Consider the following 22,698-nt stretch of genomic DNA (forward strand, 5'->3'; position numbering starts at 1 on the left):
AATGACAACTATGCGTCAGGATTATGGCGTAAAAATAAATTTGACATAAATGTCAGTTTTGATTTGACCCTGCATCAGGCTTTGGTTAGGTTGACGGCGCAGAATAAGAAGAGTGCCACAAATGTCAGCCTGCGCATCGAAGTTTGCCCGCGGTTCCGCAGCCATTCTGGCCGCCGCCGCATGCGGGGCCAATCTTCGCGCGTTGCGGGAATTTCAAAAGAAATCCACGAACCAGCAACAGTTCGTACGCACGGCCCCTGGCACGCTCCATGCATAAAATAAAAGAAAAAACAGGGAATGACGGCCAATGCGCGACAGTCTGCTTGAATATGTATTCCGCCTGGGCGACGACGCCCTGATCCTGGGCCAACGGCTCAGCACGTGGTGCGGCCACGCCCCCAATCACGAAGTCGATCTCGGCCTGTCGAGCCTGGCGCTCGACCTGGTCGAACAGGCAACCGACTTTCTCGATCTTGCCGCAGCTATCGACGGCAAGGGTCAGGATGCCGATACCCTGGCCTTCCGCCGCGATCCGCCCGACTATCATAACTGCCTGCTGGTCGAGCAGCCGAACGGTGACTTCGCCCAGACCCTGGCGCGCCAGTTCCTGTTCTCCAACTGGCAGGCGGTCTACCTCGATGCCCTGTCGGGTTCGGCCAATGCCGATATCGCGCGCATCGCATCGAAATGCCTGCGCGATGTACAGTCTCACAACGAATTCTGCCGTGACTGGATGATCCGAATGGGCGACGGCGATTGCGTCAACCATAAGCGCCTGATCATCAGCCTCGACACCATGACCCGCTATGTCGACGAACTGTTCGTCATGGACGATGTCGATACCGCTCTGCTGGCGCAAGGTATCGCCGTCGATAAGCCGTCATTGCGCGCCGAGTTCGACTCGCGGGTCAATGCGACCCTGCATCAGGCGCGTCTGGCCCATCCACGCCCGGCAGATCCGATCATCGGCGGCCGTCGCGGCCATCACAGCGAGCATCTCGGCCATATGCTGGCCGAGATGACGTTGCCGATGCGCACTGCCGGCGCCCGCTGGTAGACCTTAAAGTTATTTCTTGATTTCAATCTTCGGCAGGTGGGAGATCGGTTCCAGGGTAATATCCCGGAACCAGGTCTCCGCCCCTTCCGATTGCAGCTGGATGCTGCCGTGGGTCAGCGGATCACAGGTACCGCTCGGCACCGGATCGCACAGGCCCCAGACCTCGGCCACTGGCACGCCGTTGACAACGTGGATGGCGCGGTCGCCAAAGACATAAAGGTCGAGCGTATTCCACTCGCCGACCGGCTTGTCAGCATTGAAATTGTTTTCGATATTCCAGTTAGCGGTGTTACCGACAGCCTGGCCTTCCGGCGCGCCGTGCATGTAACGCAGCTTCGGCGCAATCAGGCTTTCGTCCTTGGCCACGGCCGATTTGACGACAACGCCATCGCCGACCGGCACGGCCATGCCAACCGACCCTGTCATAATTTCGAATTCGACCGAGCGGCTCCATGTGCCCCAGACTGTGCCTGGCGTGCCATGGCTGTGATACAGCAGGCCATTGTTTTCCGGTTCATTCAGGCGCGGGGCGTAGCGCTTACCGCTCCACTTGTATTGCAGGCGTAGGTGATAGTTTCTGTAGTCGCCGTTGTGAATCAGGCTGCCCCAGGTCTTACCAGAGATGAAGATTGCCGGACGGCCATCGCTTTCGCGAACGTCGAAAATCTCGCCCTTTCCACCGGTACGCAATGCCGGGCCATGGTCAGGTTTATAGGTTTCAGAAGGATCGGCATAGCCCAGCCAGGCATACCAATCATTGAGATCCTTGCCGTTGAACAGGTTGATGGCCGGCCCGGTGGCCTTCGGCAGGTTCGTCAGAACCAGGGTCTGCGGCTTGAAAGCCGGCATTTCAGCAGCCATCACCGGCGCGGCGCAGGCAGCAATAAAGACGGCGGCCAGAAGAGGTCTCAACATAGGTGCTCCCTTAATTATATACCGGACACGCTAAACATGACAGCGCTTACCGTCAAGCTGGAACGCTCGCCCGCTGAGCTGGACTCGCCGCTTATTTATGCGTCTTGGCGGCTTCCAGCATGGTGTAGATGTTCATCTTCATGCCGCCAGGCATGGTCATGTCGCCGGCCTTCATGTCGGCGGGACAAGCGCCCTGCCATTGGCCATCCATCACGACCTTGGATTCCGTCCGGCCCATCATCGCCGGGCTATAGGTGCTGTCGATCGTCTGCTGGAAGGCGGCGTCGCTGGCCGAGACGATTTCGATATGGCTGGTCATGGTCGTGCCGTTCATGGTGCAGACCTGGTCGATCGCAGCGCCGGTTGGCGTGCCACGGATATCGCGCTGGGCGCATTGGATATCGTTACGCATCTGGCCGGCCATCTGACTCATCTTTTCGCCCAGTGCGGCATCGACGCAGATCGTCATCGGCACGGGCGAAGCTGCGCCGTCGACCGTATTAGTGATCCGCCACAGGCCCGGCTTGCGGCCCAGCGGATTGGCCTGCATCGGATCGAACTTGGCGGCCACGGCAGGCGCAGCCTTCGATGTGACGTCTTCCACCTTCTGCGCCGGCTTGTTACATGCGGCGGCGGTCACACACAGCATGGCCAGCAGGGCCGTCGTACCTAGGTTCATACGCATACCCATAACTGACCTCATCTGTTTTGACGTTTATTCGGCGGCTTCACTCTCGGCGGTTTGTCTTGCCGGTGCATCCATGTGCAGCGACTCTTCCAGCGCGCGCTCGGCCGAACGCGCCTCCGCGTCCGACATTTCCGACGCAGGGACTTCGCCAGGATAGGCATGCGGCGCATCGTCCTGATGGGATTGACGCCCACAGGCCGCAAGCAGAACAATAACACCCAGGCAGAGTATCAGGCGCATAAAAACTCCCCGTACCGGTGCATCTGCATAGCGTCGATAGGCGCAAGTGTAAATGCCGCGGTCACGATTGCGCTGCCTCGTCAGGTACTTGCCAGTCAATCGGCACGCGGCCATTGGCTTCCAGAAAGGCATTGGCCTTGGAAAACGGCCGGCTGCCCAGAAAACCATTATGCGCCGACAAGGGGGACGGGTGCGCCGAGCGGATGACCAGATGCCGCGACGTATCGACAAAGGCCGCCTTCTTCTGGGCGTAGGCGCCCCACAGGATGAAGACAACCGGATGCGGCTGATCATTTACGGCGCGGATGACGGCGTCGGTGAACAGCTCCCAGCCCTTGCCCTGGTGCGCGGCGGCCTGGCCCATCTCGACCGTCAGCACGGCATTGAGCAGCAGTACGCCCTGTTTGGACCAATGTTCGAGGAAGCCATGCCGTGCGGGCGCGATGCCCAGATCGGCGGACAGTTCTTTATAGATGTTGACGAGCGACGGCGGGATGCGCACGCCCGGCCGCACCGAAAACGACAGGCCATGCGCCTGGCCTTCGCCGTGGTACGGGTCCTGACCGATAATGACAACGCGCACCTTGTCGAGCGGCGTCAGGTCGAGCGCCCGGAAATACTCGCTGCCTTTGGGGAAGATGCGCGCGCCCTGCCCCCGGCGTTCCTGCAGGAAACCCTTGAGCTTGGCCATGTAGGGCTTGTTGAATTCCTCAGCCAGCGCAGCCTTCCAGCCGGGCTCCAGCTTTACGCCTGGCGTTTCCGCCTCAAGACTGTCGGTCATGTTCGTAGTTCCATGCGATGCGGGCCATGCAAGGGGGGTACGTTCGCAGTGACTCACATGCAGCGTCAAGCCGGCATTCACTTCACGCAGGCGCCCGTCGCGCGGCCGCTCATGGCCATGGCGCTTTCCAGCGGCCCCTGGCGCGCGGTGACCGTGCCGGTGAAGGCCTTGCGGTCTTCGGAAAAGACCAGCTTGCCAGCGCCCTCGGCGCCGCCACAGGTGCCGGTCCAGGTCAGGGTATTGCCGGTGACCTGAAAATCACGGGCCGTGCATTTTAACCCGCCCAGTTCGGCCGGTGGGCGATTGAGATCGGCGTCACTGATACAGATGCTGGCCGTGGATGTCGCGGGTGGCAGGTCGCCGATGCGCGTTGAGGAGGTCACCTCCCACATTTGCGCCGAGTCAGGCCTGGTGCCCGCCGGCGGCGTATTCATAGGTTCTACCGGCTTATCGACGGCCGGCGGCGGTGTAGGCGTCGTCGGATCAGGCGTTGCATCCTGCCGCGCCAGAACAGGCGCCGCGATCACCAGGCATGCCAGTGCGGCGCCGATGAAAAGATGGTGAGTGATAGACGGCATTGCACGTCTCCTGAATGACATTGGAGACGTTAGGCAAGTGCGCCATAAGCGCGCAATCAGAGAAGGCCCGGCTATTGATAATGGGCGCGTTCGGCTTCACGTTCGGCCTTCCAGGTCTTCAGCAAGGCCGCGCGGCGCTTGGGGTAGCGCTTCTCCAGCGGCTGCCAGCTCTGGACGCGGTCGGCGCGGAAATGGCGGAAGCTGTTGCGCAGCTCGCACCAGACAATCAGCAGTCGGACATGGTCGAAAAAGCCAAGCGCGATCGGCCAGACAATGCGGCTGGTCTCGACGCCCTTGAGGTCGAGATAAGCCATCTCGACGCAGGTTTCGCGGCGAATGGCTTCGCGCATGTCACCCAGGTCGACCGTCGGCTTTTCCATCGGCGGCCAGGACGGCGCCACCAACAAGCCGGTCGACTCCAGCCCCTCGCTGACATCCTTGGGCAGGACGGCGGAAATCTTGGTCAGGGCGTTCTGCGCGGCTTCGGCCAAACGCATGTCGGCGCGGTCGACGACCCAGCGCGTCCCCAGAACAAGGGCCTCGAGCTCTTCCTGGCTGAACATCAGCGGCGGCAGCATATAACCCGGCCGCAGGACATAACCCACGCCCGGTTCGCCTTCGATATGCGCGCCCTGCGCCTGAAGCGCGGCGATGTCGCGATACAGCGTGCGCAGCGAAATATCGAGTTCCTGGGCGAGGTCGGCGCCGGCCACAGGATAACGGTGACGGCGGAGCAGTTGCAGCAGGTCTAACAGGCGGGTGGCGCGGGACATGGGCGTGGTCTCGGTAAGCGCAATGGCGGGCATTGCGGTCATGTTCGGATGGGGACGCTTACTCGCACGCTTACTCATGGCGCGAGCATGCCGGACCATGATGACAAATTATGGCAGCATGTTTTCGCTCAGGGCAAGTCCTTGACTTTCACATACCATTGATACATACCGGTTGGTATGAACAATCCCACTCCTTCACGCAAAAATCCGGCGCAGACGCGAGACCGCCTGCTGACGGCCGCTTTTTCGGAAATCTACACCACCGGCTATCAGGGCAGCGACCTGAACAGCATTCTGGACCGCGCCGGCGTGACCAAGGGCGCGCTCTATCACCACTTCGGCAGCAAGGAAGCCTTGGCTCACGCCGTCATCGACCATTTCATCGCGAAGATCACCAGCGACAAGTGGCTGGCGCCGCTCGACGATGTCGATGACCCGATCGATGCCTTGATCGAGATTGTCGAGGGTACCTGCTTTACCGAAGAGGCCGTGTCCGGCGGCTGTCCACTCAACAATCTGGCGCAAGAAATGTCGCCGGTGGATAACGGCTTCCGCCTGCGCCTCAACCGGCTGTTCAGCGAATGGATCGGCGGCGTTGCCGACGCCCTGCGGCTCGGCCAGGCCAACGGCAAGGTGCGCCGCGATATCGACGCCCGCGAAGCCGCCATGTTCATGGTCGCCGCCTACGAGGGCTTCATCTCGCTGGCCAAGACCGCCCAGGACCCCAGCCTGTTGCGTTCAGGTGTCCGGCAAGTCGTTGTTTACCTGAATGGTTTACGCCCGTTATAACAGGAAATGGTCATGGATAGCGCTGCCCCTCTCACCTCGCCTGAGGTCGTCTCCCGCGAGGACTGGCTGACAGCGCGTCAGGCGTTGCTGGTCAAGGAGAAGGACCTGCTGCGCCAGATGGACGCCCTGGCTGCTGAACGGCGCACCCTGCCGTGGGTCAAGGTCGACAAGCTCTATGTCTTTGATACGCCGGATGGCCCGCGAAGCTTAAGCGACCTGTTCGAAGGCCGCAGCCAGCTTCTGATCCAGCATTTCATGTTCGGACCGGAGTGGGAAGAAGGCTGCGTCGGCTGTTCGTTCGGCGCCGACCATATGCACGGCATCTGGCTCCATCTCGAAAACCACGACGTCAAGTTCACGGTCGTAGCGCGGGCGCCGCTCGACAAGATCGAAGCCTTCAAAGCGCGTATGGGTTGGGAATTCGACTGGGTGTCGTCGCATGGCAGCGATTTCAACTACGACTACAATGTCTCGTTCACAGAGGCCCAGAAAGCAGCCGGCCGCGTCGCCTATAATTTCCGCGAGGACGACTACGCCTGCGATGAACTGCCGGGCATGTCGGTGTTCGTAAAGGGTGCCGACGGCGCCGTCTATCACACCTATTCGTGTTATGCGCGCGGCACCGAGGTCTCAGGCGCCTTTGGCTTGCTTGACCTTACGCCGCTCGGCCGCAACGAGACCGGGCCAAACGGCGACCTGAGCGACTGGGTCCGCCATCACGACAAGTACGAAGATGCGAAGGCGAAATCCGCCTGTTGCAAGGCCTAACGTTTATAAGGCACGCCGAAGACCTGGACCCAATACAGCCCCCTGCCCGACCGGCCCGGCGTCACCCAGACGCCGGTGTCCTCATAGCGGCAGTTGAGGATGTTTTCGCGGTGACGCATGCTGTGCATCCAGGCGTCAACGATCTCCTTCGCTGAGGCTTCGCCGTCGCTGATGTTTTCGCCGATCAGGATGAAGTAGTAGCCGCTGGCATTGGCGCGCTTGCCGACGGTCGAGCCGTCGCTGCCAACGTGGCTGATGAAATTGGCCAGCGCCATGTCTTCGCTGTGCTTGCGCGCCGCTTCCATAAGCAGGTCGTTGGTTTTCAGATCGCCACAGCCGGCGCTGACGCGTTCCAGATTGACGCGGTCAAAGACCGTCACCGCCATCGGCACGTCCTGCAACCGGCTCTCGCGCTCAAGCGCCTGGGCTGAAGTGGCGATCGTCGCTGCGGCGATAAGGCTGGCGCGTAACATGGTGGTTTCCCCGATTGCCTGCGCGCATCCTAACAGCGATACGCCATTCTGGCGAGTGTCAGGTGCCGCGGATACGCTCCATCATGATCGAGAAATCCTGCTGACCATAGCCGTCAGCACATAAAGCCTCGTAAAGGGCATGGGCGCGCGCCCCCAAAGGCGTATCGGCGGACGCCATCTGAGCGGCCTGCATGGCCAGCGTCAGGTCCTTCAGCATCAGGCCCGCCATGAAGCCGGGCTTGTAATCGTTGTTGGCGGGCGATGCCGGTACGGGGCCCGGCACCGGACAGTAGCTGGTCAGCGACCAGTTCTGGCCTGAGGCTTTCGAGGCGATATCGAAGAAGACCTGGTCATCGAGCCCGAGCTTTTCCGCCAGGGCAAAGGCTTCGCAGGTACCGATCATGGTGATGGCCAACAGCATGTTGTTACAGATCTTGGCCGCCTGCCCCGCACCGGCGGCGCCCGCATGGATGACGGTCTTACCCATGGCGCTGAGAATGGGTTGGGCGCGCGCAAACGCCATTGCGTCACCACCGACCATGAAGGTCAAAGTGCCGGCATTGGCCGCCGCCACACCGCCCGACACCGGCGCATCGACCATGTCAAAGCCGGCGACTACGGCCTGTTCGTGGGCTTGGCGGGCGCTGGCAACATCGATGGTCGAACAGTCAATCAAGAGCGCCGAAGAAGGTGCGGCCTTGCGGACCTCTTCATGGACCGACAGAACATGCGACGCAGCGGGCAACATGGTGACCACCGCATCGGCATCTTTGCAGGCTTCCCCGATCGAAGACGACGCCACAGCGCCTGCGGCGACGGCCTGCGTAACGGCTTCCGTGCTCAGGTCGAACGCTCGTATGCCGTGGCCGGCCTTGAGCAGATTGGCGGCCATGCCGGATCCCATATTGCCCAGGCCGATAAATGCGATATCCATAGGCGCCTCCGTTTAAGGCAGCTGCAAATCCATATTACCCAAGGAGTCGAACATCTGTTCGACCAGCGGACTGAAGTCCGCCACCGCCAGCCAGTCGGGGGCGTGATCCTTGTCCTCTATGACCGCGCGAACGCCTTCCGAGAAGTCGCGTGTGCGAGTGATGCGGCAGGCCAGTCGGTACTCCATCTTCATGACCTCTTCAAAAGAGGTCATGCGCCTGCCTTCGCGCAGTTGCTTGAGCGCCACCGCCACAGACTGCGGCGACCGCTTGGTCAGGATTTCCGCCTGCTTCAGCGCCCACTCACCACTGTCTTTATTCAACGCGATGGATATTTGTGTCATCGTATCCTGCGCAAAGCAGCGATTGATGGTCGCCATATGCGGCGCATAGGTCGGCTGCAGCACGCCTTCCGCGAGCCCGGACAGCGCCACGTCGACTTTTTGCCCGGTGAACACGGCTTGTTTCAGCGCTTCGATACGCTCCGACGGTACGAAATGTGTGCCGAGGCCGGCCGCCACAACATCACCGCCACGCAACTGCGCGCCCGTGAGTGCCAGCCACGTGCCGAGTTCGCCTTCCAGACGCGGCAGGAACCAGCCCCCACCGACATCGGGAAACAGACCAATTCCCGTTTCCGGCATGGCAAAGATGGTCCGCTCGGTGATGATCCGGTGCGAGCCATGGACCGAAATGCCGACACCACCGCCCATGGTGATGCCGTCCATGATGGCGATATAGGGCTTGGGATAGTGCTTGATCTGGTTGTTCAGCGTGTATTCGATGCGGAAGAATTCGGCCGCCTCGACACCGTCCTTGCGGCCGCTTTCGGCCACTTTACGGATATCACCGCCGGCGCAAAAACCGCGCGTGCCTTCGGCATGATCGACCAGGACCGCGCGCACAGCGTCATCATGTTTCCATGCTGTCAGGGCCTCGGCCAAGGCAGCGCACATCTCCGTCGTCAGGGTGTGCAAGGCTTTCGGCCGATTGAGCGTGATGCGGCCGATGCCATTCTCTATGCGTGAAATAAGGTCTTCAGTCATCTGAAAGGTAGCTCCCCCTCTCCCCTTTCAAGGGGAGAGGGTTGGGGTGATGGGTAAATCCGTCGAAACCAGAGGCGCTGAACCTACCCCTCGTCCGGTCCTGCGGACCACCTTTTCCCCTTAAAAAGGGAGAAGGGATTTTCATGCCGTCTCCATATGCCGGGCGATGATGACGCGCATGATTTCGTTGGTGCCTTCGAGGATCTGATGGACGCGCAGATCACGGACGATGCGTTCGACACCGTAGTCGTGCAGATAGCCATAACCGCCGTGGATTTGCAGCGCGTCATTGGCGACCTTCGAGCCCGTATCGGTAACGAACCGCTTGGCCATGGCGCACCATTTGGTGGCGTCGGGCGCTTTTGCATCGAGTTTCTGCGCAGCGTCGTAGAGCAGCGAGCGAGCGGCCTGAAGCTCGGTTTCCATATCGGCCAGCTTGAACTGCGTTGCCTGAAACGCATCGAGTGTCTTGCCGAACTGCTTACGTTGAGCAGCGTAGTCGCGGGCGCGATCGAGTGCGTCCTGGGCACCGCCAAGCGAACAGGCCGCGATATTCAGCCGACCGCCATCGAGCCCCTTCATGGCGAAGGTAAAGCCCTGCCCTTCGTCGCCAAGCCGGCTTTCAACGGGAATGCGGAGATTGTCGAACAGAACCTGACGCGTCGGCTGGGCGTTCCAGCCCATCTTCTTCTCATTAGCGCCAAAGCTCAGGCCCGACGTGTCTTTTGGGATAATAAAGGTCGAGATGCCCTTGGGGCCGTCTTCGCCGGTGCGCGCCATAACGACGTAGATTTCCGAGATACCGGCACCGGAAATAAACTGCTTGGAACCGTTGAGCACATAAAAGTCGCCGTCACGAATAGCGCGTGTCGCCATGGCCGCAGCGTCCGATCCGCTGCCGGGTTCAGTCAGGCAATAGCTGGCGAGCTTGTCCATACCGACCAGTTGCGGCAGCCAGTGCGCGCGCTGGTGTTCGGAGCCGAACATATCGATCATCCAGGTGCACATATTGTGGATCGACAAAAAGGCCGCCGTGGCGATACAGCCGCGCGACAACTGCTCAAAGATCAGCACGGCGTCGAGGCGCGTCAGGCCGGAACCGCCATGGTCCTCGCGAGTGTAAATCGACGCGAAACCAAGGGCTGCCGCTTCGCGCATGACATCGACCGGGAAGTGCTTGCGTTCGTCCCAGTCACCTGCGTTTGGCCGCAAACGGTCGTAGGCAAAGCGTCTTGCCGTATCCTGGATGAGCAACTGGTCTTCGTTAAGCAGCATCTCGGTTCCCGTTTTTAAGAAACCCCACCACCACATCTCGCCAGTGCAAGCACTGTCTCGTGCGGTCCCCCTCCCCAGCAAGCTGGGGAGGTATAGGAAAGCGCCCCCTTTTTATACCTTCCCGACTTGTCGGGGAGGGGGACCATGAGCGCAGCGAAATGGTGGTGGGGTTTCTTGCTTTCTTATTGCCTATCGCATTGTCGGAATAACAAACGCCTGGTCGCCCAGGTCACCGTCGGGCCAGCGTTGAGTGATCGTCTTGACCTTGGTGTAGAAGCGCACGCCGTCTTCGCCGTACTGGTTCATGTCGCCAAAGGCCGAGCGCTTCCAGCCGCCAAAGCTGTGATAGGCCACCGGCACTGGGATCGGCACATTGATGCCGACCATGCCGACATTGACCTTGGCAGCGAATTCGCGCGCCGCCAGCCCGTTGCGGGTGAAGATGGCAACGCCATTGCCATAGGCGTGGTTCGACGGCAGGGCGGCCGCTTCTTCAAGCGTTTCGGCGCGCACGACCTGTAGCACCGGACCGAAGATTTCGTCCTGATAGGTCTTCATCCCCGGCTTGACCCTATCGAACAGGGTCGGGCCGATGAAATAGCCATCCTCATGGCCTTGCAGCTTTAGCCCCCGGCCATCGAGCAGCAGGTCTGCGCCCTCATCGACGCCCATCTGGATATAGGATTCGACCTTGGCCTTATGCACGGCCGAGATGGCCGGGCCATAGTGGGCGTCAGCGTCGGTCGAAACCCCGACCTTGAGGCCGCGCGCCGCATCAATCATGCGCTCGATAAAGGCATCGGCGGTTTTCGCGCCGACCGGCACCGCCACGGGCAGGGCCATGCAGCGTTCACCGGCCGAGCCGTAGGCCGCGCCGACAATGTCCTTCACCACCTGGTCGAGATCGGCGTCGGGCATGATAATGCCGTGGTTCTTGGCGCCGCCCATGGCCTGGACGCGTTTGCCGTGCGCCGCGCCCGTCGCGTAAATGTACTGGGCAATGTCCGACGAGCCAACGAACGACACGGCCTTGATCAGGTCGTGAGTAATCAGGGCATCGACGGCCTCCTTGTCGCCGTGGATGACCTGGAAGACGCCTTCGGGCAGGCCGGCTTCAAGCAGCAGTTCGCCGAGGCGCACCGGCACCGACGGGTCCTTTTCCGATGGCTTGAGCACAAAGGCATTGCCGCACGCCAGGGCCACTGCGGCCATCCACAACGGGATCATGGCCGGGAAGTTGAACGGCGTGATACCGGCAACGACACCTAACGGCTGACGCATCGAATAGACGTCGATGCCAGGGCCGGCGCCTTCGGTATAGTCGCCCTTCAACAAGTGCGGGATACCGCAGGCGAATTCGACGACCTCAAGCCCACGCTGGATATCGCCTTTCGAGTCGGCGACGACCTTGCCGTGTTCGGACGACAAAAGGAGCGCCAGCTCGTCCATATGGGTCTCGATCAACCCCTTGAAAGCAAACATGACGCGCGCCCGGCGTTGCGGGTTCATCTGCGCCCAGCCGGCCTGCGCCCTCGCCGCCTGCTGCACGGCGGCGTCAACCTCGGCCGCCGTGGCCAGGGCGACGCGCGCCTGGACCTTGCCGGTGTTCGGATCGAAAACGTCGCCGAACCGGCCGGATGTGCCAGGGATAGCCTTGCCGTTCAGGAAGTGGTGAATATCGCGCATCGCCCTCGCCTCTCAAATATCAGGCGACAACCTTTGTGCGCGCCTTCGCGGCGCGGAGTTTAGCCTTCGCCATGGCGTCGGCAACCTCATTTGTGATCACATCTTCGCTTTTCGCGCGGGCGAAGATTTCGTCCAGCCTCGGACCAATGGCATCGACCGCCGCCGTCACCACCGCCGTGTCGTTATTGCCGCTGATTTCGCCGTTGACCATGATGATGCCGCCGGCATTGATGACATAGTCCGGCGCGTACAAGATGCCGCGTTCAGCCAGGATCTGGCCTGCCTCCGGCGTCGCCAGCTGGTTATTGGCCGCGCCCGCGACAACGCCCGCCCGGATATAACGCGCGGCGTATTCGCTGATCGTCCCACCCAGGGCGCACGGCGCCACGACATCGACATCCTCTGTCAGGATATCGTCCACAGACACGCCAATCGCGCCAAAGCGGCTTTGCGCCTCGGCGACGCGCGCCGGATTGATGTCGGCGACAACCAGATTGGCGCCGAGATGATAGAGCTCTTCACAGAGATACATGCCGACATGGCCCAGGCCCTGGATGGCAACCTTGAGGCCCGCGACTTCCGGCCGGTTGAGTTTGGCGCGCACGGCGGCTTCGATGCCAACGCGGACACCGCGCGCCGTATAAGGCGACGGATCACCGCCCGACTTTCCCGCTACTGCCGACAGGCCGCTGACGAACTTGGTCTGGGTAGCGACGATTTCCATATCGGCGACGCCGACGCCGACGTCTTCGGCGGTGATGTACTGGCCGTTCAGGCTGTTCACGGCGCGGCCAAAAGCCTGCATGACGGCGACGCGCTTGTCGGCCGCCACAGGCCCGAGGATCACCGCCTTGCCACCGCCCATGGGCAGGTTGGCCATGGCGTTCTTGAACGACATGCCGCGCGACAGGCGCAATGAATCCGAAAGTGCCGCAGCACTGCTGTCATAGCTCCACAGGCGGCAACCGCCCGCCGCAGCCCCCAATGCCGTCGAATGGACCGCGACAATGGCGCGCAGCCCCGAGGCTTCGTCCTCCACCATCATTACCTTTTCGTGGCTGTCGAAGTCGGGGTGATCAAACATGTACATGGTCCTTGGTCTTGTCGAAGAGGATGGCGCGGCCCTTGGTGGGCTTGGCGGCAGGTTCGGGTGTGGCGGGTGCTTCGAAGCGCGCCAGCAGGTCAGCCTGGCGAAGGGCGACCTTGTCCATATTGGCGGCCTTGATGTGACCAAAGCCGCGGATGTCCTGAGGCAGGTTGGCAAGCGCCACGGCGGTATCAAGATTGCCGGGCGTCAGGTCGCGGGCAATGCGGCCGATGAGGTTGAAATAATCTTCGACCAGGCGGCGCTCGGCGCGGCGTTCCGTCGTGTAGCCGAAAACGTCGAAGGCAGTACCACGCAGGGCCTTGAGCGACTTCAGCACGGCAAACAACTGGAACACCCACGGGCCAAACTTGCGCTTCTTGGCGTGGCCATGGATGTCCTTTTCGCCGAGCAGCGGCGGCGCCAGAAAGACGCGGATCGCCTTGGTGTCTTCGAACTGCTCAGCCAAAGCCGCCTTGAACGCCGGATCGCTGTAGAGCCGCGCAACTTCGTATTCGTCCTTATAGGTCATCAGCTTATAAGCAGAGCGCGCCACGGCTTCGGTCAGGCGCAGGCTCCCGTATTGCCTTTCGGCGACGCGGACGGTTTCGACCAGATGTGTGTACCGGGCGGCGTAAGCAGCGTCCTGGTAGGCTGTCAGGTCGGCAACGCGGCCCGCGATAAAGGAATCGAGATCGAAGACCGGAGATGGCGTTTCCGCCTTATCCAAACGCCCGGCAACATAGGCGCGACCGATAGCAAAAGCGCGCTGATTGGCCTGGACCTCGGCACCATTGAGCGCAATGGCGCGTTCGATAGCTTCGCGCGACAGCGGCAGCAGGCCCGACTGCCATGCTGCGCCCCACATGATCATCAGAGCATAGACGGCGTCGCCAAGATACTTACGCGCCAAACCGGCGGCATCGAACACATCGAGCGACTTGACTGCCTCCGTGACCTTGCGCGTCATGTTGAGCGTGTCGAAAACGGTCTCTGTATCCTGGGTAAACTCGGCCGTCGGGGTCAGGCGGTTGTCGAGCAGGCCGCACGTGCGGTCGGCCGACAAAAGCGGCAAGGTCGACTTGCCGTGGGCCGTGACCATGTCGGCGGCGATCAGCACGTCGGCCTCCCCCAGCGGAATACGGCCGCCTGGCATCATCGTTCCGGCCTTGGCCAGGCGGACATGCGCATCAACCGCCCCACCGCGTTGCGCCAGGCCGATCTGATCGACGCACAGGACCTCGGCTTCATCCAGATGCGCTGCCATGCCGAACATAGCGCTAAGCGAGGTGACACCCAGCCCGCCGATGCCGGTCAGAAGCACGTTGAACGGCGCTTCGGTCAGGACCGGCGGCGTGATATCGGGCAGGTTTTCAATCAGATGGTCGACGGCATTTGGCGCGGCCTTTTTCAGTTTCGCACCTTCCAACGAGACGAAGCTAGGGCAAAAGCCTTTGACGCACGACGTATCGACATTGCACGCCGACTGGTCGATTTCGCGCTTGCGGCCCAGTTCCGTTTCCTTGGGGCCGACAGCGATGCAGTTGGACTTGACCGAGCAGTCGCCACAGCCTTCGCAGACAGCGCTGTTGATGAAGATGCGTTCCTTGGCCTTGGGTTCCAGGCCGCGCTTGCGGCGGCGGCGCAGTTCGGTGGCGCACATCTGGTCGTAGATCAGCACCGTCGTGCCGGGCAGCGCTTTCAACTCGGCTTCGGCGGTTTCGATATCGTCGCGGTGATAGAAGCTGACGCGCGGCGGCATGTTGGCATGGCCGCGCCAGCGATCGGGATCGTCCGACACCATGACGATGTGCTTGATGCCCTCGGCCGCGACCTGTTGCGCGACCGTCACCGGATGCAGCTGGCCGTCGACGTGCTGGCCGCCGGTCATGGCAACTGCGTCGTTATAGAGGATCTTGTAGGTGATATTGACGCCAGCCGCGATCGACTGACGGATCGCCAGCAGGCCCGAATGGAAATAGGTGCCGTCGCCGAGATTGGCGAAGATATGCGGCTCATCGGTGAATGGCGCCTGGCCGACCCAGGTGACCCCCTCGCCGCCCATGTGCGTACAGACTTCCGAATGGCGCGCCGGCATGAACTGGACCATGTAATGGCAGCCGATGCCGGCCGTGGCGCGGCTGCCATCGGGCACAGTCGTCGAGGTGTTGTGCGGGCAGCCGGCACAGTAGAAGGGCTTGCGTGTATGCAGTTGCACGACGTTGTCGCGCGCTTCGGTGCGGTCGCGGACGCGGTCGATAATGGCGCGGCGCGCTGGCGTCTTCAAGGTTTCGGGCAGGACTTCATAGAGCGCGCCGGCGACATGGGCGGTATCGAGATCCATGACGTCGCGCACCAGGGTGCGGCCGTCGCGACCGGCCTTGCCAAGTATCTGCGGGCGGACGGACAGATCGTAAAGCGCATCGCGCAGTTGCGGCTCGATCAGGGCGCGGCGTTCTTCGACAACCAGAACGGTCTCAAGCCCCTTGGCGAAGCTGCGCGCCGTCATGCGATCCAGTGGCCAGGCCATGCCGACCTTCCAGATGCGCAGCCCCATGGCGGCCGCTTCAGCATCGGAGATTTCGAGCAGGCGCAGGGCATCCAGCACGTGCAGATAGCCCTTGCCGCTGGCGGCGATGCCGAAACGCGGGGTCTTTGAGTCGCGCACGATCGGATCGAGGCCATTCGCGCGGGCAAAGGCCTGCGCGGCCGGCAGGCGGAAGTGGCGGTGGCGGATTTCCTTGGCTTCGGGCGTGTCGCCCAAACGGATGCTCAGGCCGCCTTCAGGCAGGTCGAAGTCGGGCGTCAGCACAGTGTAACGGTCCGGATCGATATGGGCCGAGGTCGATGCGTCCATCAGGTCGGCGATCGTCTTGATGCCGACCCAGCAGCCGGCATAACGCGACATCTCGATGCCCTTCATGCCGAATTCCAGCACTTCGTCGATGGTCGACGGCACCAGCGACGGCATTTCAGCGTCGGCAAAGGCAAATTCCGACTGGTTGGCGAGCGTGGACGACTTGCACGAATGGTCGTCGCCGGCCAGGGCCAGCACACCGCCAAGCGGCGAGGTGCCTGCGAAATTGGCGTGCTTGAAAACGTCGCCGGTGCGATCGACGCCCGGGCCCTTGCCGTACCACAGGCCGAAGACGCCGTCTCTCAGATGACCCTGGAACAGCGGCACATGCTGCGTCCCCCAGACGGCGGTGGCACCCAGGTCTTCGTTGATGCCACGCTGGACGACGATATCGTGGGCGTCGAGCCAGGATTTCGCCTGGGCCAGTTGCATGTCGTAGGTGCCCAGTGGCGAACCGCGATAACCGGAAATGAAACCTGCCGTATTCAGCCCGCGCTTCATGTCCGCCTGACGGATCATGACCGGCAGCCGGACCAGGGCCTGGACCCCGGTCATAAAGGCCCGGCCGGACTCCAGCTGGTACTTGTCGGCAAGCGTGACATTGGCGCGCATTGGGCATTCCAACCTGTTTTATAATTACATATGAGACTATACCTCCTATCAGGAATGTCCTTCCAAAGTGCGCGCGCGACAGCCTTGTCAGCGGAATTATTTTCTGAGAATATCGCCATAATTAGATAGATTATTTGCTGCGGAGCACAAAAGCCGATGGCACGTCCTAAAACGGGCTATGAGATCGACGATATCGACCGCAAGATTCTGCGGCTCCTGCGCGAGGACGCTCACCTGACGACGCAGGAAATTGCCGACAAGGTCGGGCTGTCGCAGACCCCGTGCTGGTCGCGGATCAAGCGGCTTGAAGACCAGGGGGTGATCGCCGGCTACGTCGCCCTGCTCAATCCGGAAAAGATCGGCAAGCCGATGTCGGTGATCATCGAGATCAATCTCGACATGCACGATGACGAAAAGATCGAGAACTTCTCACGCCACCTGGCGCAACTGCCGGAAGTGACCGACGCGTACCTCACCACCGGAGAATACGACTATGTCATCATGGCTGCGGTCGAGGATACCGAGGACTATGAGCAGTTCCTGCGCAAGCGGCTGCTGAAATTCCCCGGCATACGCCATGCAAAATCGACCTTCTGCCTCAGGCGTTTGAAACGCGATCCGTCGCCGAGCGTGTGATCGGAACACGGATTTCATACGCGGCTTGACTTTATTTAGGTGTTTAGCTAAATACAAATTATGAGTCTGATTTTCAAAGCCCTGTCCGACCCGACCCGCCGCCGCGTTCTGGAACTGCTGCGCCAGCGGCCCATGTCGGCTGGCGAACTGGCGGCACAATTCAACGTATCCAAGCCGACCATGTCGGCGCATTTCGCCGTCCTGCGCGAAGCCGGTCTGGTTGTTACGCATAAGCAGGCGCAAAGTGTTGTCTATCACCTGCAGATGTCCGTCCTCGAGGACGCCATGTTTGCCTTCGCCCAGGCTTTTGGCTGGGAGTTGCGCCAGATGGAAACGCACGCCCCATCCTCCACCAAACCGGAGCATTCTTCATGACATCTTGCGCGTCCCAACCCCGCACCGGCCTGATCGCCAGCGTCTGCATGCTCGTTGTCCTGGTATTGGGCATAGTGGTGGCCAAGGCCACAGGCCTGATCCAGATCGACCACGTCGAGCGCTATGTCGGCCTTTTGTTCGGCAGCCTGCTGGTCGTCGCCGGCAATGCCCTGCCAAAGCTGCTGCGGCCGTCCCTGGCGCAAAGTGACGACCCCAACGGACATAAGATTGCGCGCCGGCTAAAAGCCGAACGTTTCGCCGGATGGACGCTTGTCCTGGGTGGACTGGCCAGCATGGCGCTGTGGATCTGGGCACCGGAAGACATTCGCATCCTGAGTGCATCCGGTACCGGCTTGGCCGCCTATATCGTGTCTCTTGTCGCCTCTGTCTGGCTGTTGCGCGGCAAGCCTTTCGCCGCTGGCCGAACCGAAAACCCGCTGCAACAGCGTGACAGCGCTATCCGCGGAGCCCTGTTTCAGATTCTCAACGGCCTGGCGTGGGCCTTTGCCATATTCATGGCGAGCGACCTCTGGGGAATGAACGCCGTGCTTTGGCTGGTTGTCGGCTTTACGGTCTCCATGAGCATGCTTGACGTCCTGCTGAGGCGCTTCAAGCCCCGTGCGCAGTGATCGTCAAGGCTCGATGTCGAAATGCATGACGTCCTCACGCGCGCCGAGCTTGGTGTAGAGATTGATCGCAGGGTCGTCGCCATAGTCGGCCTGGACGTAGATGACGTATGCCCCGCGTTCGCGCGCAACGGACTTGAGCCGTTCGATCAGAGCCGTTGCGATGCCCTTGCGGCGATGCACCTCATCGACGGCCAGGTCGTAGATGTAGACCTCGCTGCGCGCCTGTTCGAATTTCTGAAGTACATAGGCAGCCAGGGCGCCCACCACCGCCTCACCTTCGGTCGCGACCAACAGGATATTCGCGGGATTCCCAAGATAGCCTAGCGCATAGTCGTCAGACGGCGGCGCGCCCTGATAGCTGTCGGCATCGTCGAAGGCGCGCCCGAACAACGCCATGGCCGCGCGGAACAGCGTCAGATCGTCAGCTGTCAGGACAACAATGGTCATGCCTATTCCGGCGCGCGCGTTTCCAGCGCCAGGGCATGCAAGGGCCCACTCAGCAGGTCGGCCAAGGCCTTGTTGACCAACTGATGCTGACGCACGCGGGCCAGACCACGGAATTCCTCGGCCACGATGCGGGCGCGGTAGTGGTCGCCGTCCCCAGCAAGGTCCTCGATCACCACCTGCGCACCGGGAAAGGCGGTCTCGAGCCGTGCCTGAAGTTCGCTTTGCGCAATGGCCATTATCAAGTCTCCAATCGTTTGGCGTCTCTAACCCCTTTTTGCCCGCCTGACCAGAGAAACGGCATTCATAAAGATGTCATAAAAATTATTGTGCATTTTCAATAAGATTCCATCAAAACTCAACGGTAGAATATGCCTTAAGGCACTTATTAAGCAATCTCGTTCACTATCCTGCCGGCCACCGCAGTATGCGGAGCCAGTATCAAGGATTGCAGAATGTCGATCGTTTCCCCCCGCGCCCTGCCCGCCTTCGTCAAGGCCGGAGTCAGCCTGCTCGCTATCAGCCTGGCGCTCGGCGCCGCAGCGCCGGCCTTCGCCGGTGGCGACGATCTTCCGGCCAAGCGCAAGCGCGCCGCCGCCCAGTCGCCGGCAGCTCTGAAGCAACAGATCGCCAGCGAAGCCCAGCGCCTGATCGAACTGCAAAAGCAACGGTATGACAACGATTCTGCCGCGAAGCAGGCCCAGATCGACGCCCTGATGGCCGAGGTCAAGAACCTGGCTGCCCAGGTCAAGGCGTTGCAGGACAAGTCCGACGCCCCCGTCATGGTCGCTGCGGCCGCGCCTGCGCCAACGCCCAAGCAACTGGCCGCTACGGTCGCGCCTACCGCAGCCACCACTTTCAAGAATGCCACGCCAAGCCTGTCTTCGGCCGGAGGCGATTTCACCCTGACCTTCCGCAGCCTGTTCCAGATGGACGCCGCCTCTTACATGCAGGACGATAACCTGCCGGCATCGGTCACCGATCGCGACCTGAACTCAGGCACCAATTTCCGCCGCGCCCGTATCGGCATGGTCGGCAAGGCCTACAAGGATTTTGAATACGCCATCTGGATGGATTTCGGCGGTTCGGGCGGCGAAGACGTCGGCCGCTTCCACGAAGCCTGGGTGCAATATAACGGCTTCAAATACGCCAAGCTGCGCGTCGGTGAGTTTGGCCCCAGTGCCGGCATGGCTGATGCGACCGGCGCCGGCAACACGCCGATGCTGGAACGCGCCGCCGTTGCCGAAATGGCGCGTGGCGTCGCCGCCGGCGACACACGCATGGGCGTAGCCGCTTTCAATGCGAACGACCGTTACCTGTGGTCGCTCGCCATTACCGGCAATACGGTATCGACGCTCAATACTCAGGCATCAGGCTTCGTGCCGGCCAGCTTCGACGAACAGCTGGGCGTAGTTGCCCGCGTCGCCGGTACACCTTTGAAAGGCAAGGACTGGCTGGTGCATGCCGGTCTCAACTATTCCGCCATCATCAATCCGAACGAAACCCACGCCACGGGCAGCCCGCCGTTCGGGGTGCAACTGCGCGAGCGCCCGGAATTGCGCGTGGACGGTACGCGCCTGGTCGATACCGGCGCCATCAATGCTGAAAACCTGAGCGTCACGGGCATCGAGCTGGCGGCACAGGCAGGCCAGGGCTTTGTTCAGGCAGAAGCCTTCAATTTCGACATCACGCGTAAAAATCCGGCCGCTGGCGTCACCGACCCAAGCTTTGCCGGCTGGTACATCGAAGGCGGCTGGACGCTGACCGGCGAAGCCCGTCGCTATAACGCCACCACCGGCGCCTTCGATGGCATCGTCCCGAAAAACAATTTCGACCCGAAGGGCGGCCATTGGGGGGCGTTCGAGCTGGTGGCGCGATATGCCAATCTCGATCTCGACTACAATATCGGCAGCGCCGTTGTCGGCGACCGCGTCCGCGGCGGCCAGCAGGACATCTCCACGCTGGGCCTGAGTTGGACGCTGAATCCGTCGGTACGCTTCGTCTTCCAGGGGCAGCAGGTGCAGGTCGTGCGCATGAATAACACCACGGGCGCTCTGCTGGACCAGGACTACAGCACCTTTGCCGTCCGCAGCCAGTTCGGTTTCTAATAAGTGACTTGAATGAACGTGAAACTCCGTTATGCCGTGGTTAGAGCGTTACTCCGCTAAATATTTAGCGGAGTAACGCTCTAAGTTTTTGTTTGTCGCATTTCCTAACGCCGAACCGGCATCCACTTCGTCGGGAAATGCTGAGCACGGGAAACGGAATTTTCACATGATCGATCACATGGGCGTCCGGGTTTCAAACCGCGAACGCAGCAAGGCCTTCTATCGGGCAGCTTTTGAGCCGCTTGGCTACACAATGGTCATGGACAATCAGTGGGGCTCGGGCTTTGGCGTCAACAAGCCGGACTTCTGGCTGGCGGACGGCATTGCCACCGACAAGATTCACGTCGCGGTCAAGGCCGAAAACCGCGCGGCAGTCGATGCGTTCTACAAGGCCGCGATCGCCGCAGGCGGCACCGACAACGGCCCTCCCGGCATCCGCGCCCACTATCACCCGAACTATTACGGCGCCTTCGTGCATGATCCGGACGGCCACAATATCGAAGCCGTCTGTCACAAGCCGGAATAGTCTCGTGAACGCTCGCAGCAAAGTTCTTTACGTACCCGCCAACCGGGGCCGCGCCTACGATATGGGCGCGATGCAAAGCACCTTCCTGGCGGATGGCGCCGAGACTGCCGATACCTACTCGATCTCGGAATGGTGGCTGGAACCGGGTACACCCGGGCCCGGAGTCCACAGCCATGACGCCAATGACGACATCTTCTATGTGCTGGAAGGCACCATGACCTTTGTCGCCGGCGACGATACGATCCAGGCCGAAAAAGGCGCCTTCCTGCGCGTTCCGGCCGGCGTGAAACACGACTTCCGCAACGATTCCGATGCCCGGGCGGGCCTGCTCAACATCTACATTCCGGGCGGTTTCGAGCAGGACATGCCGGCCATCGTGGCATGGTTTGCCACACAGAAAAGCAGCTAAGGCTTTTTCGCCATCAGCGTTTTGAAATAGGCGATCAAATCCGCGCGCTCGGCTGCGTCCGTCACCGCCACAGGCATATAGCCACCGGGCACGGACTTATCCGGATCGGCGAGAAAAGCATCGAGCTCAGCTTCGGTCCAGGTCTTGCCTGTGCTACCAGCCTTTTTCAGTGCGTCCGAATAGCCGAAGCCCTTGACCGATCCGACCGGGCGGCCAATGACCCCAAACAAGGGCGGACCTTGCAACCGCGCTTGTACAGCGGTGTCGTCGTGGCATTCAGCGCACGTACTTTCAAACAGCGCCCGCCCTCGTTCTGCCTCAGGCGCAGCGTTTGCCGATAGCGGCAGAAGCAGGCTAACCAGCATCATCGTCACGCGTATCATGCGATCCCCAGCCATTGTGTCGGGTCCGGGCAGATGCGTTTCCACAGTTCGCGCTCGCTGCGTTTGAACACGCCGGGAAAGTCGCCGCGTCTGCCGGCGATATCGAGAATTAGCTGGAAATGCAGGTGCGGCAGCCAGCCGCCATTGACGTCGCGATCGCCCAGGGTCGCGATTTGCTGGCCCTTGGCGACCGGGTCACCGTCCTTCAGGCCCTGCAGGCTTTCGCGGCTCAGGTGCCCAAACAGGCTGAAAATCGTCAGGTCTGGTTCCAGCGTGTGTTCAAGTATGATGGTCGGGCCATAGTCGAGCGGGGCAGCATTGTCCTGGAAGCTGTGAAACGTCCCTGGCCACGGCGCGAAGACCGGGGTCCCCGCCGCCGCAAAGATGTCGATGCCGAGGTGGATGGTGCGCGGCTCAACGCCTTCCAGACCAGCACCAAAAGCTGCATTGTCGTAGATGGCGCGGTCTTCATCGTAGCCACCGGCGGCCAGGCGGTCCAAGGGCACTGCGTCCATGCCGCCCGTATCCATCGTCACCGGCACAAAGCCCGATTGCAGCCCCGCGATGACTTCGGCCGGGTGTTCAGCGCGCCGGTCCAGCCAGGCTTCGAAACGATCGTAGTTATCCATCCCGA

General features: G+C 61.3%; 26 protein-coding genes. 9 read left to right on the plus strand and 17 right to left on the minus strand.

The annotated features are described in order from the left end of the window. The first annotated feature begins 307 nt into the window (after positions 1 to 307). Entirely contained in the window at positions 308 to 1,057 is a 750-nt protein-coding gene (gene paaC, locus AC1DON_RS19205; RefSeq protein WP_476936427.1) for a 1,2-phenylacetyl-CoA epoxidase subunit PaaC, read from the plus strand. 9 nt (positions 1,058 to 1,066) lie between these two features. Here the strand turns inward: paaC and AC1DON_RS19210 are convergent, their stop codons facing one another. From AC1DON_RS19210 to AC1DON_RS19235, 6 genes are all read right to left on the minus strand, one after another. Beyond that, positions 1,067 to 1,972, minus strand: coding sequence for a 3-keto-disaccharide hydrolase (locus tag AC1DON_RS19210; protein WP_476936428.1), 906 nt, complete (start codon positions 1,970 to 1,972; stop codon positions 1,067 to 1,069). Between the two features lie 91 nt (positions 1,973 to 2,063). Further along, entirely contained in the window at positions 2,064 to 2,651 is a 588-nt protein-coding gene (locus tag AC1DON_RS19215; protein WP_476936429.1) for a DUF3617 domain-containing protein, read from the minus strand. Between the two features lie 36 nt (positions 2,652 to 2,687). Then, positions 2,688 to 2,900 carry a hypothetical protein gene (locus tag AC1DON_RS19220; RefSeq protein WP_476936430.1) on the minus strand — a complete coding sequence of 71 codons (213 nt, stop codon included), beginning with the start codon at positions 2,898 to 2,900 and terminating at the stop codon, positions 2,688 to 2,690. A 61-nt stretch (positions 2,901 to 2,961) separates the two neighbouring features. Beyond that, on the minus strand, positions 2,962 to 3,681 hold the full coding sequence (gene ung / locus AC1DON_RS19225; protein WP_476936431.1) for a uracil-DNA glycosylase: 720 nt from the start codon (positions 3,679 to 3,681) through the stop codon (positions 2,962 to 2,964). Between the two features lie 77 nt (positions 3,682 to 3,758). Beyond that, positions 3,759 to 4,259, minus strand: a complete 501-nt coding sequence (locus AC1DON_RS19230) for a DUF3617 domain-containing protein (protein WP_476936432.1) — start codon at positions 4,257 to 4,259, stop codon at positions 3,759 to 3,761. A gap of 71 nt (positions 4,260 to 4,330) precedes the next feature. Further along, positions 4,331 to 5,032 carry a helix-turn-helix transcriptional regulator gene (locus AC1DON_RS19235; protein ID WP_476936433.1) on the minus strand — a complete coding sequence of 234 codons (702 nt, stop codon included), beginning with the start codon at positions 5,030 to 5,032 and terminating at the stop codon, positions 4,331 to 4,333. 177 nt (positions 5,033 to 5,209) lie between these two features. On the opposite strand from AC1DON_RS19235, the gene AC1DON_RS19240 reads away from it, so the two are divergent. Together AC1DON_RS19240 and AC1DON_RS19245 are read left to right on the plus strand one after the other, a co-directional pair. Continuing rightward, entirely contained in the window at positions 5,210 to 5,821 is a 612-nt protein-coding gene (locus tag AC1DON_RS19240) for a TetR family transcriptional regulator C-terminal domain-containing protein (protein ID WP_476936434.1), read from the plus strand. 12 nt (positions 5,822 to 5,833) lie between these two features. After that, positions 5,834 to 6,589, plus strand: a complete 756-nt coding sequence (locus tag AC1DON_RS19245) for a DUF899 domain-containing protein (RefSeq protein ID WP_476936435.1) — start codon at positions 5,834 to 5,836, stop codon at positions 6,587 to 6,589. Here AC1DON_RS19245 and AC1DON_RS19250 read toward each other — a convergent pair. From AC1DON_RS19250 to AC1DON_RS19280, 7 genes are all read right to left on the minus strand, one after another. Then, a complete protein-coding gene (locus AC1DON_RS19250) occupies positions 6,586 to 7,062 on the minus strand; it encodes a CAP domain-containing protein (RefSeq protein WP_476936436.1) in 477 nt (158 codons plus the stop codon). The genes AC1DON_RS19245 and AC1DON_RS19250 overlap by 4 nt on opposite strands. Before the next feature lie 58 nt (positions 7,063 to 7,120). Beyond that, the gene (gene mmsB / locus AC1DON_RS19255) at positions 7,121 to 7,996 is read right to left on the minus strand and encodes a 3-hydroxyisobutyrate dehydrogenase (RefSeq protein ID WP_476936437.1); all 876 of its coding nucleotides are present in this window, start codon (positions 7,994 to 7,996) and stop codon (positions 7,121 to 7,123) included. Positions 7,997 to 8,008: 12 nt separating this feature from the next. Continuing rightward, on the minus strand, positions 8,009 to 9,040 hold the full coding sequence (locus AC1DON_RS19260; protein WP_476936438.1) for an enoyl-CoA hydratase/isomerase family protein: 1,032 nt from the start codon (positions 9,038 to 9,040) through the stop codon (positions 8,009 to 8,011). A gap of 141 nt (positions 9,041 to 9,181) precedes the next feature. Next, a complete protein-coding gene (locus AC1DON_RS19265; RefSeq protein ID WP_476936439.1) occupies positions 9,182 to 10,315 on the minus strand; it encodes an isobutyryl-CoA dehydrogenase in 1,134 nt (377 codons plus the stop codon). A gap of 189 nt (positions 10,316 to 10,504) precedes the next feature. Further along, a complete protein-coding gene (locus AC1DON_RS19270; protein ID WP_476936440.1) occupies positions 10,505 to 12,001 on the minus strand; it encodes a CoA-acylating methylmalonate-semialdehyde dehydrogenase in 1,497 nt (498 codons plus the stop codon). A gap of 19 nt (positions 12,002 to 12,020) precedes the next feature. Further along, positions 12,021 to 13,085, minus strand: a complete 1,065-nt coding sequence (locus AC1DON_RS19275; protein WP_476936441.1) for a Glu/Leu/Phe/Val family dehydrogenase — start codon at positions 13,083 to 13,085, stop codon at positions 12,021 to 12,023. Continuing rightward, positions 13,078 to 16,554, minus strand: coding sequence for an indolepyruvate ferredoxin oxidoreductase family protein (locus tag AC1DON_RS19280; RefSeq protein WP_476936442.1), 3,477 nt, complete (start codon positions 16,552 to 16,554; stop codon positions 13,078 to 13,080). The genes AC1DON_RS19275 and AC1DON_RS19280 overlap by 8 nt, the downstream gene beginning before the upstream one ends. Before the next feature lie 156 nt (positions 16,555 to 16,710). On the opposite strand from AC1DON_RS19280, the gene AC1DON_RS19285 reads away from it, so the two are divergent. From AC1DON_RS19285 to AC1DON_RS19295, 3 genes are read left to right on the plus strand one after another with little or no spacing between them, the layout of a single operon-like run. Next, entirely contained in the window at positions 16,711 to 17,190 is a 480-nt protein-coding gene (locus AC1DON_RS19285) for an Lrp/AsnC family transcriptional regulator (RefSeq protein ID WP_476936443.1), read from the plus strand. 60 nt (positions 17,191 to 17,250) lie between these two features. After that, the gene (locus AC1DON_RS19290; protein ID WP_476936444.1) at positions 17,251 to 17,565 is read left to right on the plus strand and encodes an autorepressor SdpR family transcription factor; all 315 of its coding nucleotides are present in this window, start codon (positions 17,251 to 17,253) and stop codon (positions 17,563 to 17,565) included. After that, positions 17,562 to 18,194: a hypothetical protein gene (locus tag AC1DON_RS19295; protein ID WP_476936445.1), complete on the plus strand. Its 633-nt coding sequence runs from the start codon at positions 17,562 to 17,564 to the stop codon at positions 18,192 to 18,194. The genes AC1DON_RS19290 and AC1DON_RS19295 overlap by 4 nt, the downstream gene beginning before the upstream one ends. 3 nt (positions 18,195 to 18,197) lie before the next feature. On the opposite strand, the gene AC1DON_RS19300 is transcribed toward AC1DON_RS19295, so the two are convergent. Both AC1DON_RS19300 and AC1DON_RS19305 read right to left on the minus strand, forming a co-directional pair. Then, complete coding sequence (locus AC1DON_RS19300) at positions 18,198 to 18,641, minus strand: AAC(3)-I family aminoglycoside N-acetyltransferase (RefSeq protein ID WP_476936446.1); 444 nt, start codon at positions 18,639 to 18,641, stop codon at positions 18,198 to 18,200. A gap of 2 nt (positions 18,642 to 18,643) precedes the next feature. Next, positions 18,644 to 18,877: a BolA/IbaG family iron-sulfur metabolism protein gene (locus AC1DON_RS19305; RefSeq protein WP_476936470.1), complete on the minus strand. Its 234-nt coding sequence runs from the start codon at positions 18,875 to 18,877 to the stop codon at positions 18,644 to 18,646. 216 nt (positions 18,878 to 19,093) lie between these two features. Between AC1DON_RS19305 and AC1DON_RS19310 the strand changes: the two genes are divergently transcribed. The 3 genes from AC1DON_RS19310 (at position 19,094) to AC1DON_RS19320 (ending at position 21,681) form a co-directional block, all read left to right on the plus strand. Further along, positions 19,094 to 20,746 carry an OprO/OprP family phosphate-selective porin gene (locus tag AC1DON_RS19310; protein WP_476936447.1) on the plus strand — a complete coding sequence of 551 codons (1,653 nt, stop codon included), beginning with the start codon at positions 19,094 to 19,096 and terminating at the stop codon, positions 20,744 to 20,746. Positions 20,747 to 20,912: 166 nt separating this feature from the next. Beyond that, positions 20,913 to 21,272 carry a VOC family protein gene (locus AC1DON_RS19315; protein WP_476936448.1) on the plus strand — a complete coding sequence of 120 codons (360 nt, stop codon included), beginning with the start codon at positions 20,913 to 20,915 and terminating at the stop codon, positions 21,270 to 21,272. A 4-nt stretch (positions 21,273 to 21,276) separates the two neighbouring features. Continuing rightward, a complete protein-coding gene (locus AC1DON_RS19320) occupies positions 21,277 to 21,681 on the plus strand; it encodes a cupin domain-containing protein (RefSeq protein WP_476936449.1) in 405 nt (134 codons plus the stop codon). On the opposite strand, the gene AC1DON_RS19325 is transcribed toward AC1DON_RS19320, so the two are convergent. Continuing rightward, positions 21,678 to 22,064: a c-type cytochrome gene (locus AC1DON_RS19325; RefSeq protein WP_476936450.1), complete on the minus strand. Its 387-nt coding sequence runs from the start codon at positions 22,062 to 22,064 to the stop codon at positions 21,678 to 21,680. The two genes, AC1DON_RS19320 and AC1DON_RS19325, sit on opposite strands and share 4 nt — an antisense overlap. Then, on the minus strand, positions 22,061 to 22,693 hold the full coding sequence (locus tag AC1DON_RS19330) for a peptidoglycan DD-metalloendopeptidase family protein (protein WP_476936451.1): 633 nt from the start codon (positions 22,691 to 22,693) through the stop codon (positions 22,061 to 22,063). The genes AC1DON_RS19325 and AC1DON_RS19330 overlap by 4 nt, the downstream gene beginning before the upstream one ends. Between the last annotated feature and the right edge of the window lie 5 nt (positions 22,694 to 22,698).

Source organism: Asticcacaulis sp. P4_H10, from assembly GCF_056400965.1.